Genomic DNA, 15,034 nt, shown 5'->3' on the forward strand with positions numbered 1-15,034 from the left:
CAGGGCGCGCAGCACGAGGGTGCCGACGGAGGCGACGGGGGCGCCGGTGGTGTCGGCGACGGCCAGGGAGAGCGCGTCGTCGCCGGTGCGGGTGAGTTCGATGCGGACGGTGGTGGCGCCGGTGGCGTGCAGGGAGACGTCCTGCCAGGCGAAGGGCACGCCGGCGATGCCCAGCAGGGCGCAGGGGTGCAGGGCGGCGTCGAGGAGGGCGGGGTGGATGCCGAAGGCACCGGCGTCGGCGCCGGCCTCCTGGGGCAGGGTCACCTCGGCGAGGAGGGTGTCCTCGCCGGTGCGCCAGGCGCCGCGCAGGCCCCGGAAGAGGGGCCCGTAGGCGTATCCGGCGGCGGCGAGGCGCTCGTAGAAGCCGTCGAGGTCCAGGGCTTGCGCGCCGGCGGGCGGCCAGGCGGTGGGGTCGGCGGTGGCGCCGGGGGCGGCGCGGTGCTCGCCGGGGGCGAGGGTGCCGGTGGCGTGCTGGGTCCAGGGCAGTTCCTCGTCGCCCTCGGGGCGGGAGTGCAGGCTCACTTCGCGGCGGCCGGTGCCGTCGGGGCTGCCGACCCACACCTGCACCTGGACGCCGCCCTGCTCGGGCAGGACGAGGGGGGCGGCGAGGGTGAGGTCCTCGATGCGGTCGCAGCCGGCCTCGTCGCCGGCGCGCACGGCCAGTTCGACGAAGGCGGTGCCGGGCAGCAGGACGGTGCCGTCGACGGTGTGCTCGGCGAGCCAGGGGTGGGTGCGGCGGGAGAGGCGGCCGGTGAGCAGCAGGCCGTCGGAGTTGGCGATGGACACGGCCGCGGCCAGCAGGGGGTGGCCGGCCGCGCCGAGCCCGGCGGCGCGCACGTCACCGCCGTGGGTGATGCCCTTGGGCCAGTAGTGGCGCCGCTGGAAGGGGTACGTGGGCAGGGCGGCCGGGTCGCAGGGGCGCACGCCGGTGCCGGCGAAGTACGGCTGCCACTGCACGGGCACGCCGCGCACGTACAGCTGGGCCAGGGCGGCGGTGGCGCTGTCCTCCTCGGGGCGGCCGGGGCGCAGCAGGGGGACGGCGGCGAGGTCGGCGGCGTCCTCCAGGCAGGTGCGGGTCAGGGCGCTGAGGACGGCGTCGGGGCCGAGTTCGAGGAAGGTGGTGGTGCCGTGGCCGGCGAGCCAGGCGAGGGCGTCGGCGAAGCGGACGGCGTGGCGGGCGTGGTCGGCCCAGTAGCCGGCGGAGGTGAGCTGCTCGACGGTGGCGAGGGTGCCGGTGAGGGTGGAGACGAGGGGGATGGCGGGTGCCTGGGCGTCGAGGCCGGCGACGACGGCGCGGAACTCCTCCAGCACGGGGTCCATGAGCGGGGAGTGGAAGGCGTGGGAGACCTGCAGCCGGCTGGTGCGGCGGCCGTCGGCCGCGAAGCGGTCGGCGAGCGCCACGACGGCGTCCTCGGCGCCGGAGAGCACAACCGCCGTGGGGCCGTTGACGGCTGCGAGGGAGACGTCCTCGGTCAGGTGCGGCAGGACCTCGGCCTCGGTCGCCTCGACGGCGACCATCGCGCCGCCGGCGGGCAGCGCCTGCATCAGCCGGGCGCGGGCGAGGACGAGGGTGGCGGCGTCGGCGAGGGAGAACACGCCGGCGGCGTGGGCGGCGGCGATCTCGCCGACGGAGTGGCCGGCGAGGTGGTCGGGCTTGACGCCCCAGGAGGTCACGAGGCGGAACAGCGCCACTTCCAGGGCGAAGAGCGCGGGCTGGGCGTATCCGGTCTGCTGCAGCAGGGCCGCCTCGGGCGCGTCCTCATCGGCGAGGAGCACGTCCTTCAGCGGCGTGTCGAGGCCGGGGTCGAGGTGGGCTGCGGCCTCGTCGAAGGCCTGGGCGAAGACGGGGAAGCGGGCGTACAGCTCGCGGCCGGCGGCGGCGCGCTGGGAGCCCTGGCCGGCGAAGAGCAGGGCCAGCCGGGTGCGGCCGGCGGCGCTGCCGTGGACGTACGCGCCGGGCTCGCCGGCGGCCAGGGCGCGCAGCGCCGCGGCGGCCTCGGCGGTGCCGGCGGCGGTGATCACGGCGCGGTGTTCGAGGCCGGAGCGGGTGGTGGCCAGGCCGTGGGCGATGCCGGCGGCGTCGGCCGGGTGGGCGTCGAGGTGGTCGGCCAGGCGGGCGGCCTGGGCGCGCAGGGCCTCGCGGGTGCGGCCGGACAGCGGCCAGGGCAGGACGCCTGCGGGCACCGCCGCGCCGGACACCTTCTCCTCGAGCACCGTCTCGGCGGCGGGCGCGGGCGGGGCCTCCTCGATGATGGTGTGGGCGTTGGTGCCGCTCAGGCCGAAGGAGGACACGCCGGCCCGGCGGGGCCGCTCGCCCTGTGGCCAGGGCTGCTCCTCGGTGAGCAGGCGCACCGCTCCGGAGGACCAGTCGACGTGGGTGGAGGGGGCGTCGACGTGCAGGGTGCGCGGCAGCACCTGGTGCTGCAGGGCGAGCACCATCTTGATGACGCCGGCCATGCCGGCGGCGGCCTGGGTGTGGCTGATGTTGGACTTCACCGAGCCGAGCAGCAGCGGCCGGTCCTCGGCGCGGGCCCGGCCGTAGGTGGCCAGCAGGGCCTGCGCCTCGACGGGGTCGCCGAGGGTGGTGCCGGTGCCGTGGGCCTCGACGACGTCGATCTCGTCGGCGGACAGGCGGGCGTTGACCAGGGCCTGTTCGATGACGCGCTGCTGGGAGGGGCCGTTGGGGGCGGTCAGGCCGTTGGAGGCGCCGTCCTGGTTGACGGCGGAGCCGCGGACGACGGCGAGGATCTGGTGGCCGTTGCGCCGGGCGTCGGACAGCCGCTCCAGGACGAGCACGCCGACGCCCTCCGACCAGCCGGTGCCGGCGGCGGAGTCGGCGAAGGAGCGGCAGCGCCCGTCGGCGGCGAGCCCGCCCTGGCGGGCGAACTCGATGAAGGTGGTGGGGCTGGACATCACCGTCACGCCCGCCGCCAGCGCCAGCGAGCACTCGCCCTGGCGCAGCGCGTGGGCGGCCAGGTGGAGGGCGACCAGGGAGGAGGAGCAGGCGGTGTCGACGGTGACGGCGGGGCCGACGGCGCCGTAGAAGTAGGACAGGCGGCCGGAGAGGATGCTGGTGGCGTTGCCGGTCAGGGTGAAGCCCTGGACGTCGTCGTCGGGGCCGATGCGGTAGTCCTGCGGCATGGCGCCGACGAAGACGCCGGTCCTGCTGCCGCGTACGCCGGCCGGATCGATGCCGGCCCGCTCGAACGCCTCCCAGGAGGTCTCCAGCAGCACGCGCTGCTGGGGGTCCATGGCCAGGGCCTCGCGCGGGGAGATACCGAAGAAGCCGGCGTCGAACCGTGCGGCGTCGTGCAGGAATCCGCCGGCGAACTCCTCGCCGTCGGTGAGCTGTTCCCAGCCGCGGTCGGCGGGGAAACCCGTGATGCCGTCCCGGCCTTCGGAGAGCAGGGTCCAGAGCTCTTCGGGGCTGTTGGCGCCCCCGGGGAAGCGGCAGCTCATGCCCACGATCGCGATGGGCTCGCGGGCGGCCGCCTCCAGTTCGCTCACCTTCTGCCGCGAGCGCTTGAGGTCGGCACTGGCCCGCTTGAGGTAGTCCCGGAGCTTCTGTTCCTTGTCCATTGTCAACTCAACCCATCTCAAGACCGGCGGACAGCAGAGGATTCGGTGTGGACATCCGGCACTCGGGAGGGCTGATCCACAGCGACTCGACGTCATCCGGGCGCCCCGCCCGGGGCACGGCCCGGCTTCCCGCACGCCACGCGCCCAGTGTCGGCGGGCACGGCTCGAAAAATCCCTAGAGTCGGGCATCGCCGCAGGCGGGGCGCGGGCGGGCGGGCGAGGACGCCCTGATGGCAGGGGCTACCAGATGGCGGCGGCGAGCAACTCGCCGTGGTCGCGCTCGCGGGTGGCCTGGCGCAGGTCGGACTCGACCATCATCTGCATCAGTTCGGGGAAGCCGACCTCCGGCTCCCAGCCCAGCGCCTCGCGGGCGCAGGTGTAGTCGGCGCACAGCGTCTCGACCTCGGCGGGGCGCACGAGGGCGGGGTCGACGACGACGTGCTCCTCCCAGTCCAGGCCGACGCACTCGAAGGCCAGGCGCGCGGCCTCCCGTACGGAGTGCATCTGCCCGGTGCCCACCACATATTCGCCGGGCTCGTCCTGCTGCAGCATCAGGTGCATGGCGCGGACGTAGTCGCCGGCGAAGCCCCAGTCGCGCACGGCGTCGAGGTTGCCGAGGGAGAGCTTGTCCTGCAGGCCCAGCTTGATCTGGGCCACGGCCAGGGAGATCTTGCGGGTGACGAACTCGGCGCCGCGGCGGGGTGATTCGTGGTTGAAGAGGATCCCGGAGACCCCGTACATCCCGAAGGACTCGCGGTAGTTGCGGGTGATGTAGTGCCCGTAGGTCTTGGCGACGCCGTAGGGGCTGCGGGGGTGGAAGGAGGTCTGCTCGTTCTGCGGGGTCTCGACGACCTTGCCGAACATCTCCGAGGAGGAGGCCTGGTAGAAGCGGATCTGCCCGGAGCCGTGCCCGCTGCCGGAGGACCTGCCCAGGCCGCTGACCATGCGGATGGCCTCCAGCATGCGCAGCACACCGGTGCCGTTGACCTCGGTGACGAGCTCGGCCTGTTCCCAGGACATGGGGACGAAGGAGATGGCTCCGAGGTTGTAGACCTCGTCGGGCTGGACGAGGTCGACGGCGGCGACCAGGCTGGCCTGGTCCATCAGGTCGCCGTTGACGAACGACAGCTCCGGTATGAGCCGGCCCACCCGCTCCTTGCGGGGGTTGGCCTGGCCCCGGGTCAGGCCCCATACCTGGTAGCCCTCGGCGAGGAGGTGCTCGGCCAGGTAGGAGCCGTCCTGTCCGGTGATTCCGGTGATCAGCGCGCGCTTGGACATCAGTCCCCTTTCGCAGTGCTCGGCGAGCTCACCGAATCACGCAAGGGGCTAAGGAATTTCCGAGACTTCGTGCCGCGGCGGGCGCCCGGCCCGTGGCACAGAGGTCAGTACAATCAGGTGTTCGCAGAGCGCGTGACGAGCGGGTGAGGAGCGGGAACGTGAGCGGCTGGCACGGGCTGTACCGGGTGCGCAACGTCCACAGCGGGCTGCTGCTGGAGGTGGCGGACGGCCGCAAGGGCAGCGGTGCCAACGTGCGGCAGGGCAAGGAGGACGGCTCGCCGGCCCAGTCGTGGCAGGTGAGCCCGGTGCACGAGGGCAGCGCCGAGTACCACTTCGTCAACGCGGGCAGCGGCAAGCGCCTGGACGTCACCGGTGCCTCCGTGGAGAACGGCGCCAACGTCCAGCAGTGGAAGGCCAACAACTACGGCGCCCAGGAGTGGCTCGTCGAGCGCCACCTGGACGACGCGGGGACGGTCAGCCTGATCAACCACGTCAGCGGCCTGCTGCTGGAGGTGGCCGACGCGGGCACCTCCCCCGGCGACAACGTCCAGCAGTGGGAGGACAGGGACCACCCGGCGCAGTGGTGGCGCCTGGAGCCGGTGGACTGACCCGGCGACTCGATCCGGCGGCTTGTCCGGCCGCCTGATCCTTCAGCCGGCCGGGCCGTCGGTGATACGGCGCAGCCAGTCGCGCAGCAGCAGCGTCTCGTGGGCGGTCAGTCCGGGCGCCCGGTCGCCGGTCAGCGCGGCGGCCAGGGTGGCCGCGGCCGCGTGCGGGTCGGCTCCGGGGTGCTCCGGCCGGCCGACCTCCTCGTCGGCGGCCTCGGTGGCGGCTTCGTCGGTGGCTTCGGCGGCGGCTCCGGCGGCAGCTCCGGTGGTGATCGCGTCGACGACCGCGTCCCGGGTGCGCCGGCAGACCTGCTCGGCCTCCTCCCCGGGGTCGGCGATCAGGGCGAGGGTGACGCCGCTGTTGGCGGCCAGGACCATGCGCGCGGCGAGCTCGGGGGCGGTGCGCAGCCGCCCGGCCAGCGCGATGCGGCGGCACAGTTCCAGCAGCGCGCCGTGGGCCTCACGGGCGGCGGCCGGCGGGGGGCCGGTGCGCGGGGTGCCGTACATCAGGGCGTAGAAGGCCGGGTGCGTACGGCCGAACTCCACGTGGGCGTCCCAGCCGCGGCGCAGGTCCTCCACGGGGTCGCCGGTGGAGCCGGCGGCCTTCTTGCCGGCCAGGTACTGCTCGAAGCCGTGGGCGACGACCGCGTCGAGGAGCCCCTGTTTGTCGCCGAAGTGGTGGTAGAGCGTCGGTGCTCCCACACCGGCGGCCTCGCAGACCGCCCGGGTGGAGACGGGGGCGCCGCCGGATGCGGCGAGCAGGCGGGCGGCGGCCTGGAGGATGCGGTCCCGGGGGCTGGCGGTCATGTAGCAACGATATAGGGCTCGGGGCCGTACCGATAAAGAAACCCGCGTGGCGATATAGCAGCGATACATTCCTGGGTGTATCGTCGATAGCGAGGCGCCTTCGGCCGGCCTGCGGCCCCGGCGCCCGGTGGCGCCCGGCCCGCCCGCGGCGGACCCGCCCCGCACCCCCGCTCCCCCGACGAAAGAGACCCGTGTCATGACGTCCATGCGTGTTGCCCAGGTGGCCTCCCCCGGAGGGGACCTCGAGATCGTCGAGCGCGAGCTCCCCGAGCCCGGCCCCGGCCACGTCCGCATCGCCGTCGAGGCGTGCGGCATCTGCCACACCGACGCCGCCTTCGTGCACAACGCCTTCCCCGACGTCCGCTTCCCGCTGGTCACCGGCCACGAGGTGGCCGGCCGCATCGACGCCCTCGGCGAGGGCGTGACCGGCTGGCAGGCCGGCGACCGGGTGGCGGTGGGCTGGTTCGGCGGGCACTGCGGCCACTGCCGCCCCTGCCGCGAGGGCGACTTCATCCACTGCACCTCCCTGCAGGTGCCCGGCTGGGCCTACCCCGGCGGCTTCGCCGAGGCCATGGTCGCGCCCGTCGGCGCGCTGGCCCGCATCCCCGAGGAGCTCTCCGCCGCCGAGGCGGCGCCGCTCGGCTGCGCCGGCGTGACCACCTTCAACGCCCTGCGGCACAGCGGCGCCGGCCCCGGCGACCTGGTCGCCGTCCTGGGCCTGGGCGGCCTGGGCCACCTCGGCGTGCAGTACGCGGCGGCCCTCGGGTTCGACACCGTCGCCATTGCGCGCGGCGCCGAGAAGAAGGACCTCGCCCACAAGCTCGGCGCCCGCCGCTACATCGACAGCACGGCCACCGACGTGGCCGCGGCGCTGCAGGACCTCGGCGGCGCCAAGGTCGTACTCGCCACGGCGGCGAACTCCGACGCGATGAGCGCCACCGTCGACGGCCTCGCCCACCGCGGCAAGCTGGTGGTGCTCGGCGCCACCCCGGAGCCCCTCACCGTCTCCCCGCTGCAGCTGATCATGGGTGGCCGCACCGTGCACGGCCACCCCTCCGGCACCGCGCAGGACGTCGAGGAGACCATGGCGTTCAGTGCCCGCAACGGCATCCGCCCGATGGTGGAGACCGTGCCGCTGGAGGAGGCGGGCGCCGCGTTCGCACGCATGCTCTCCGGCGAGGCGCGCTTCCGGATGGTCCTGACGACCGGCCGCTAGACGGTCAGCGGGACGTGTAGGTCAGGCAGTCGGCCGCGTCCTGCAGCGCGGCCACCGTGATGCCGGGGGCCTGGCACTCCAGTCCCACGTTGTGCAGGCACCCGGACATCTTGCACGCGCCCACCCGGCCCGTGGCGGCCAGGTCGCCGCCCTTGGTGGAGTGCACGAAGAAGGTGTCGCAGCGGGCGTGCGTCGAGTCGCCCACGGTGATGGCCAGGGCATGGCAGGCGCTGTCCTGGTTGTACGCGCAGTCGGCGACCTGGCACACGGCCACCTGAGGCATCTCCACGGCGCTCTCCTCGCACGGCGGTACCGGGTTCGCACGATGCCTTCCTCGCCCGCCGCGCCACGACACCGGCGGGCGGGCCCGTTCACCCGGAAGCCGGTTCGAGCCGGTGCGAAACCGGTTCGAAGCAGGTTCGAAGCAGGTGCACAGCCGATTCGAAAACGGTTTGAGCAGCACGGCGACAGCCGAGAATCCTTGCGTCCCGAACCACGCGAGTGCCTCGGAGGTCGCTCCATGCGCCGCAGTGTCGCAGCCGTCCTGACAGCCCTGCTCTCCACTGCGGCCCTGGCCGCATCACCCGGCGGCGCCGCGCAGGCGCACGGGCCGGCCGCCGCCCGTCCGGTGGTCTTCCTGCACGGCCGCAACGCCGACTCGAGCGCATGGGACACCATGATCGCCCGTTTCAGAGCGGCGGGCACACCCGGGGACCGGCTGTTCGCCTGGACCTACGACACCACCCGGTCGACGAACGAGGTGACCGCCGGCCTCCTGGCGCAGTACGTCGACGCGGTGCTGCGGCAAACCGGCGCCTCCCAGGTGGACATCGTCTCCCACAGCCTGGGCAGCCTCCCGAGCCGCTGGTACGTGAAGTTCGGCGGGGGGCGGGCCACGGTCCGCCACTGGGTCTCCCTGGCCGGCCCCAACCACGGCACGGGCATCGCCGCGCTGTGCGCCCTGTGGGACCAGGGCTGCAAGGACATGACGCCCGGGTCGTACGTGCTGACGCACCTCAACTCCGGGGACGAGTCCCCCGGTCCGGTCGACTACACGGTCCTGTGGTCGCCCTGCGACGAGACGATGCTGCCGCAGAACAGCCCGCAGCTGCAGGGCGCGCGCAACGTGCGCACCACCTGCCTGAAGCACAACGACCTGCTGACGGACGCCGCGGTGGCCGCGAAGGTGCGCGCGACCCTGGAGGCCGCGCGCATGTGACGCGCCTCACCGGCGGCGGCGTCACACTTTCGCCGCGCGCACGGTCTACCCGGTGAACCCGCTTCCCACAGGAAGGTGATCACCATGGAGACCGTGTCGGTACGCCGCGTCATCGCCGCGCCGATCGCCGAGGTGTTCGACTGGTGCGCCACGACCACCAACTACACCCGCAGCCCCTTCGTCCTGCGGGCGCGACTGGCCCGGCCGGGCACGGACGCGCCCTACGGGGTGGGCGCCGTACGGCTGCACACCTGGCTGATCGGCTGGTTCCGCGAGCGGATCACCGCGTACAACGCGCCGTACGGCTTCGACTACACCGTCGACCGCAGCTTCCCGCCGGCCCGGCACGAGCTGGGCCGTATGACCTTCACCGAGGTCGAGGGCGGCACCCTGGTGGAGTGGACGACGAGCTTCCAGGCCCCGCTCGGCGCCCGGGCGACCCGCCTGCTGGCGCCCGTCGTCGCCCATGTCTTCGGCCGGATCCTCGACGCGGCGGACACGGCCCTCGCCCGGGGGTGAGGGCCGTGCACCGGATGCGCGAGCGCCGGCGGTCAGCGGACCGTCACGTCCCCGTCGGGCAGGTCCTCGACGCTCACCTTGCCCTGCGGCACGCCGAGGCCGCGCGCCACGGCGGCGGCGATGCCCGCGGGGTCGGGCTGCGTGGGGTAGGGCACCTGCTCGTCGGGGCCGTAGGCCTCGACGGCCTTGGTGAAGTAGCCGGGGTGCCAGGCGCCGACGGCGCCCTTGACCTCCACCGACGCAACGCGCCGCGCCCCGGCGGCCCGGCGCAGGGCGGGCAGGATCGCATCCGAGCGGTACTCGCCCGGCACCTGGAACAGGCTGGCGTGGGCGCCCGCCTTGCCCCCGCCCGCCAGACGGACGGTCACCGTCAGGCAGCTGGTCACCGAGGGGTAGAGGATGGCCTGTCCGGGCGCGGCCTCGCGCACCTGACCCTCCGTGATGCGCACCGGCTCGGTCGCCTTCGCGCCCGCGGGGGCGGCGGCCGCGGCGTGGGCGTACGAGGGGGCGGGCGCGGCGGCGGCCGCGGGCGCCGTCAGTCCGGCGAGCAGGGCGACGGCGGCGAGGGTCTGCGGTATGGCGGCTGCGGGCACGGGGGTTCCTTCACGTCTCGGTCGGTGGTCGGGCGCGCGGGCCGGTGATGTCGTACCCCCTTGGCACACTCGGTGGCAGCTCCACCTCCTGCACCGAAGGACGCCATGCTCACCACCCTCGCAGTCGAAAACTACCGTTCCCTGCGGCGCCTGATCGTCCCGCTGGAGCGGCTCACCGTGGTCTCGGGCGCCAACGGCACGGGCAAGTCCAGCCTGTACCGGGCGCTGCGGCTGCTGGCCGACGCCGCCGACGGCGGAGCGGTCGCGGCCCTCGCGCGAGAGGGCGGGCTGCCGTCGGCCCTGTGGGCGGGCGACCGGCGCGGCAGCGGCCGCTCCCCGGTGGTGAGCCTGCGACTGGGCTTCGCGGGCGACGAGTTCGGCTACGCGGTCGACTTCGGTCATCCGATCGGCGCGGGGGCGCCGTCCATGTTCGGCCGCGACCCCGAGATCAAGCGGGAGTGCACCTGGGCCGGTCCCGTGCTGCGCCCCGCAGCCCTGCTGTCGGACCGCTCCGGCCCGTCCGTGCGCACCCGCACCGCCGACGGCACCTGGCACCGGTCGGTGAGCGCCCTGCGCCCCTACGACAGCATGCTCGGCGAGCTCGCCGACCCCCGCCTGGCCCCCGATCTGCTGCGGCTGCGCGAGCACATGCGCTCCTGGCGGTTCTACGACCACGTGCGCACCGACGCCCACGCGCCCGCCCGTGCCGCCCGGGTCGGCACCCGCACCCCGGTGCTCGGCCACGACGGCGCCGACCTCGCGGCGGCGCTGCAGACGATCCGGGAGACCGGCGACCACGAGGCCCTGGCCGCGGCCGTGGACGCCGCGTTCCCGGGCAGCAGCGTGGAGATCACCGACCAGGGCGGGCGCTTCGAGCTGCTGCTGCACCAGCGCGGGATGCTGCGCCCGCTGGGCGCGGCCGAGCTCTCGGACGGCACCCTGCGCTATCTGCTGTGGACGGCGGCGCTGCTCACTCCGCGCCCGCCGGCGCTGCTCGTGCTCAACGAGCCCGAGTCGAGCCTGCACCCCGATCTGCTGCCCCCGCTGGCCGACCTGATCCTCACGGCGGCCCGGGACACCCAGATCGTGGTGGTCACCCACGCCCAGGAGCTGGCCGCGGCCCTCGCCCGCGGCGCCCGCAGCCACTGCATCGACACGGCCTCGATCACCCTGGTCAAGGACGCCTCCGGCCGTACGGAGGTCGCCGGGCGCGAGGGCCCGCTGGACGAGCCGCTGTGGCACTGGCCGAAGCGCTGACACCGCGGCCGGCGCGGGCGCATACCGGCGGCCCTACGGGGTACCCGGTTCCACCGTAGGTGTGCGCTTGAGGACCGACAAAGCGGACCGGGAGCACGCATGACGATGTGGCAGGCGCCTGCGGCGCCGGGCCCCGGCCGCCGGCGGCCCTGGCTGCGGATCTTCTTCTCGGGGCTGGTGCTGTGGCTGCTGACGGTGGCGGTCACCTTTGTGACCGGCAACCCCAACCTCGTCCCGACCCTGGTGCTGCTGGGCAGTTTTCTGGTGCCGGTCACCTTTGTGGCCTGGGCCTTCGAGCGCAGGGACACCGGTGAGCTGACGCCCACTCTGGTGTTCGGCACGTTCCTGACGGGCGGGGTGCTGGGGGTGCTGGCCGCGTCGCTGCTGGAGACGTACCTGCTGCACCCCTCGCCGTGGCTGTTCGCCGGGGTCGGGCTGATCGAGGAAGCGGTCAAGCTGTGCACCCTGGCGTTCCTCACCCGGCGCCTGGCCACCAAGACCGTCCGCGACGGCATGGTGCTGGGCGCGGCGGTCGGCTTCGGCTTCGCCGCACTGGAATCGGCCGGGTACGCCTTCACGGCCCTGTTCACCGTCCGCGGGCTGTCGCTGATGCAGCTGGTGCAGACCGAGATCCTGCGCGGGCTGCTGTCCCCCGTCGGGCACGGGCTGTGGACCGCGATCCTGGGCGGTGTGCTGTTCTCCGCCAGCACCCGGGACCACTTCGTCGTCACCGGGCGCCTGGTCCTGGCCTACCTGGGCGTGTCGGCGCTGCACGCCCTGTGGGACTCGATGCACGACATCGCCCTGATCGTGACCCTGCTGCTGACCGGCACACCCGGCCAGTACGAGCTGCTGCGCAACGGCTGGCTGCCCCGGCCCACCCAGGAGCAGGTCGACGTGTTCACCGTGCTCTCCTGGGGCGGCCTGGCGCTCGTCGGCGCCGTGGGCGTGGCCTGGCTGCTGGCCGAGGCCCGTGCCGCCCGCCGGGCCCCGGCCGGCAGGGCGGGGCCCGGCGGGTGGCGCATCCCCGTCCGGCCGGGGCCGTGAGCCGCGGGGGCCGGTGTCAGCCATTGCCGGGAGCCGTGGCCGAGAGCGGGGCGGCGATGTCCTCCAGGGAGCGGCGTTCGGCGGGCATGGCGAGGAAGGCCGCGACGAGGCCCGCGGCCGTCATCAGGGCGGCACCGATGCAGAAGGCGAGCACCGTGTCGCCGACCGCGCCCGTGCCGGTCAGCCGGGAGAACAGCAGCGGCCCGGTGATCCCACCGGCGGCCGTGCCGACGGCGTAGAAGAAGGCGATGGCCAGGGCGCGGGTCTCCATGGGGAAGACCTCGCTGACCGTCAGGTACGCGCTGCTGGCGCCGGCGGAGGCGAAGAAGAGCACCACGCACCAGCAGGCCGTCAGGCCGGCGGCGTTCAGGGTGCCGCGGCCGAAGAGCCAGGCGGTGGCGAACAGCAGCAGTCCGCTGACGACGTACGTCCCGGTGATCATCGGGCGGCGGCCGAGGGTGTCGAAGAGCCGGCCCAGCAGCAGCGGCCCGAGGAAGTTGCCGAAGGCGATGACGGCGAAGTAGTAGCCGGTGTGCCCGGAGGGCACCGCGAAGAATCGGGTGAGGATCGCCCCGAACCCGAAGGTGATGGAGTTGTACAGGAACGCCTGGCCGATGAACAGGGCGAGGCCCAGCGTGGCCCGGCGCGGGTAGGAGCGGAAGACGGTGCGGGCGACGGTGCCGAAGCCGGTGGCGCCGCGCTGGTGGACGGTGATGCTGCCCTGCGCGGGCGGGAGGGGGCGTCCGGTGTCGTCGGCGACGCGCCGCTCGATGGACGCCACGAGTTCCTCGGCCTCCTCGCCGCGGCCGTGGATGAACAGCCAGCGCGGTGACTCGGGGACGTGCCGGCGTACCAGCAGGATCACCAGCCCCAGGACGAGGCCGAGGCCGAAGGTGAGCCGCCAGCCGAGGTCGGCGGGCAGGACGTCGGTGTCCAGCATGACGATCGACAGCAGCGATCCGCCGACCGCGCCGATCCAGAAGCTGCCGTTGATCAGCAGGTCGACGCGGCCGCGGTGGGCGGCCGGGATCAGCTCGTCCACCGCGGAGTTGATGGCCGCGTACTCGCCGCCGATGCCACAGCCCGTCAGGAACCGGAAGAGGAAGAACCACCAGGACTGGAAGGACAGTCCGGTCAGTGCGGTGGCCGCCAGGTACAGGGCCAGGGTGAGCAGGAAGAGTTTCTTGCGGCCGTGACGGTCGGTCAGCCAGCCGAAGAACAGCGCCCCGGTGCAGGCGCCGGCCACGTACAGGGCCGCGGCGAGGCCGGTGACCTCGGCGCTGGTGATCGGCAGTCCACTGCCGGGTTCCGCCAGGCGGGAGGCGATGTTGCCGACGACGGTGACCTCCAGCCCGTCGAGTATCCACACCGTCCCGAGCCCGATCACCACCGTCCAGTGCCAGCGGGACCAGGGCAGCCGGTCCAGGCGCGCCGGGATCGACGTCGTGAGCGTCCCGTCCCGGCGGCCGGACCGCTGATCGGCCATTGCCATGAGCACCCCCTTCTGCCTGGCTCCTCGCCTTCCCCGGGGTGCGGGGAGCATGCCCTCGCCGGACGGCCGGGGCCGTCACCGGCCCGGCGAGGGACCGGACAGCGGCCGGGAGAGCGACCGGGACAGCGGCCGGGCGAGCGATCGGGAAGCGGCCGGACAGCGGCCGGGAGAGTAAAATGCCCCATGTGCGAGCCATGCGCGGTGCATCCCGCGAAGGGATGCGTGCAGCTTCGTGATCACGCTGGGCGTCGAGGAGGAATACCTCCTGCTGGACCCGGACCGAGCACTGCCGGTGCCCCTGTCCGAGCAGGTCCAGGAGATCGCCGGCTTCGGGACCGTCGCGGAGGAGGGCGAGCTTCGCCCCGAGCTGCTGCAGGCACAGCTGGAGGTCGCCACCCCCGTCTGCCGGGAGCTCTCCGAGCTCGGCGGGCACCTGCTGCGACTGCGGCACGCCGCCGGGGCCGCGGCCGAGCGGGCCGGCTGCCGGGCCATCGCCTCGGGGGCCGCGCCGCTGTGCGACAGCCTCGCCCCCGAGGTCACCCCCAAGCCGCGCTACCTGCGCCTGCGCGACCTCGCCGCGCGCCTGGTCGACGAGCAGCTCGTCAACGGCATGCATGTGCACGTGTCCGTGACGGACCGCGCCCGGGGCGTCTCCGCCCTGAACCGGCTGCGCCCCTGGCTGCCCCTGCTGGTGGCGATGAGTGCCAACTCCCCCTTGTGGCAGGGGCAGGACACCGGGTTCGCGAGCTGGCGCACCGTCGTCTTCGGGCGCTGGCCCGTGTCCGGGCCGCCGCCCCGGTTCGCCGGCCGCACCGACTACAACCGGCGGGTGGCGGCGCTGGTCGCGGCGGGAGCCATCGCCGACACCGGGCAGGTCTACTGGCAGGCGCGCCTGTCCGACCGCTACCCCACGCTGGAGGTCCGCTGCTTCGACGTCCAGCTCACGGCGGACGAGGCCGTGATGTTCGCCGGTCTCGTGCGCGCCCTGGTGGCCACCGGCCTGCGCCTGGAACGCGAGGGCGCGCCCGTACCGCCGTGCGCCCACGAGATGCTGTGCGCCGCGAACTGGCACGCCGCCCGGTACGGCCTGCAGGGCAGGCTCATCGACGCGCAGGGCCGGCAGCGTCCCGCCGGTGACCTCGTGTGCGAGCTCGTCGAGCACGTCACGCCCGCCCTCGACGAGTACGGCGACACGCGTGAGGTCACCTCGCTCCTGCACCGCTTCCTGCAGAGGGGCAACCCCGCCGGCCGGCAGCGGCAGGCCCTGGCGGAGGGCGGCTTCCCGGCCCTGCTCGACCTCATCACCCTCGAAGGCAGCGCCGGTTGAGGCGCATGTGAGCCCGGACACCTCGCGGGTGCATCCCGCGTGGGCGCCGGGGCCCGGGGCACACGTCCGGTCGGACGACCTCGCCGCAAGGC

At 74.1% G+C, this 15,034-nt stretch carries 13 protein-coding genes (1 of these 13 cut by a window edge); 7 read left to right on the forward strand and 6 right to left on the reverse strand.

The window, feature by feature from the left end:
* Both AB0K17_RS15520 and AB0K17_RS15525 read right to left on the reverse strand, forming a co-directional pair.
* Positions 1-3,579, reverse strand: the beginning of a protein-coding gene (locus AB0K17_RS15520; protein ID WP_365983218.1) for a type I polyketide synthase. 24,837 nt of this gene lie to the left of the window's left edge; 3,579 of the gene's 28,416 nt are visible here — the first part of the coding sequence; the start codon lies at positions 3,577-3,579; its stop codon lies beyond the left edge, outside the window.
* Positions 3,580-3,819: 240 nt separating this feature from the next.
* On the reverse strand, positions 3,820-4,857 hold the full coding sequence (locus tag AB0K17_RS15525; RefSeq protein WP_365968416.1) for a GDP-mannose 4,6-dehydratase: 1,038 nt from the start codon (positions 4,855-4,857) through the stop codon (positions 3,820-3,822).
* Between the two features lie 158 nt (positions 4,858-5,015).
* Here AB0K17_RS15525 and AB0K17_RS15530 point away from each other — a divergent pair, with 158 nt between their 5' ends.
* Entirely contained in the window at positions 5,016-5,465 is a 450-nt protein-coding gene (locus tag AB0K17_RS15530; protein ID WP_365968415.1) for an RICIN domain-containing protein, read from the forward strand.
* 42 nt (positions 5,466-5,507) lie between these two features.
* Here the strand turns inward: AB0K17_RS15530 and AB0K17_RS15535 are convergent, their stop codons facing one another.
* Positions 5,508-6,272, reverse strand: a complete 765-nt coding sequence (locus AB0K17_RS15535) for a TetR/AcrR family transcriptional regulator (RefSeq protein ID WP_365983219.1) — start codon at positions 6,270-6,272, stop codon at positions 5,508-5,510.
* A gap of 196 nt (positions 6,273-6,468) precedes the next feature.
* Between AB0K17_RS15535 and AB0K17_RS15540 the strand changes: the two genes are divergently transcribed.
* Positions 6,469-7,488: an alcohol dehydrogenase gene (locus AB0K17_RS15540; RefSeq protein WP_365968413.1), complete on the forward strand. Its 1,020-nt coding sequence runs from the start codon at positions 6,469-6,471 to the stop codon at positions 7,486-7,488.
* A 4-nt stretch (positions 7,489-7,492) separates the two neighbouring features.
* On the opposite strand, the gene AB0K17_RS15545 is transcribed toward AB0K17_RS15540, so the two are convergent.
* Entirely contained in the window at positions 7,493-7,771 is a 279-nt protein-coding gene (locus AB0K17_RS15545) for a DUF1540 domain-containing protein (RefSeq protein WP_344436207.1), read from the reverse strand.
* Between the two features lie 237 nt (positions 7,772-8,008).
* On the opposite strand from AB0K17_RS15545, the gene AB0K17_RS15550 reads away from it, so the two are divergent.
* A complete protein-coding gene (locus AB0K17_RS15550; RefSeq protein WP_365983220.1) occupies positions 8,009-8,707 on the forward strand; it encodes a triacylglycerol lipase in 699 nt (232 codons plus the stop codon).
* Between the two features lie 84 nt (positions 8,708-8,791).
* The gene (locus tag AB0K17_RS15555) at positions 8,792-9,226 is read left to right on the forward strand and encodes an SRPBCC family protein (protein WP_365968411.1); all 435 of its coding nucleotides are present in this window, start codon (positions 8,792-8,794) and stop codon (positions 9,224-9,226) included.
* A 32-nt stretch (positions 9,227-9,258) separates the two neighbouring features.
* Here the strand turns inward: AB0K17_RS15555 and AB0K17_RS15560 are convergent, their stop codons facing one another.
* Complete coding sequence (locus AB0K17_RS15560) at positions 9,259-9,819, reverse strand: hypothetical protein (protein WP_365968410.1); 561 nt, start codon at positions 9,817-9,819, stop codon at positions 9,259-9,261.
* 105 nt (positions 9,820-9,924) lie between these two features.
* On the opposite strand from AB0K17_RS15560, the gene AB0K17_RS15565 reads away from it, so the two are divergent.
* Both AB0K17_RS15565 and AB0K17_RS15570 read left to right on the forward strand, forming a co-directional pair.
* The gene (locus AB0K17_RS15565; RefSeq protein ID WP_365983221.1) at positions 9,925-11,076 is read left to right on the forward strand and encodes an AAA family ATPase; all 1,152 of its coding nucleotides are present in this window, start codon (positions 9,925-9,927) and stop codon (positions 11,074-11,076) included.
* Between the two features lie 99 nt (positions 11,077-11,175).
* A complete protein-coding gene (locus AB0K17_RS15570; RefSeq protein ID WP_365983222.1) occupies positions 11,176-12,123 on the forward strand; it encodes a PrsW family glutamic-type intramembrane protease in 948 nt (315 codons plus the stop codon).
* 16 nt (positions 12,124-12,139) lie between these two features.
* Here AB0K17_RS15570 and AB0K17_RS15575 read toward each other — a convergent pair whose 3' ends face one another.
* Entirely contained in the window at positions 12,140-13,615 is a 1,476-nt protein-coding gene (locus AB0K17_RS15575; RefSeq protein ID WP_365968406.1) for an MFS transporter, read from the reverse strand.
* A 232-nt stretch (positions 13,616-13,847) separates the two neighbouring features.
* On the opposite strand from AB0K17_RS15575, the gene AB0K17_RS15580 reads away from it, so the two are divergent.
* The gene (locus AB0K17_RS15580; RefSeq protein WP_365983223.1) at positions 13,848-14,942 is read left to right on the forward strand and encodes a glutamate--cysteine ligase; all 1,095 of its coding nucleotides are present in this window, start codon (positions 13,848-13,850) and stop codon (positions 14,940-14,942) included.
* The last annotated feature ends 92 nt before the right edge of the window (positions 14,943-15,034 follow it).

This window comes from Streptomyces sp. NPDC049585 (assembly GCF_040675615.1).
Lineage (GTDB): Bacteria > Actinomycetota > Actinomycetes > Streptomycetales > Streptomycetaceae > Streptomyces > Streptomyces luteosporeus.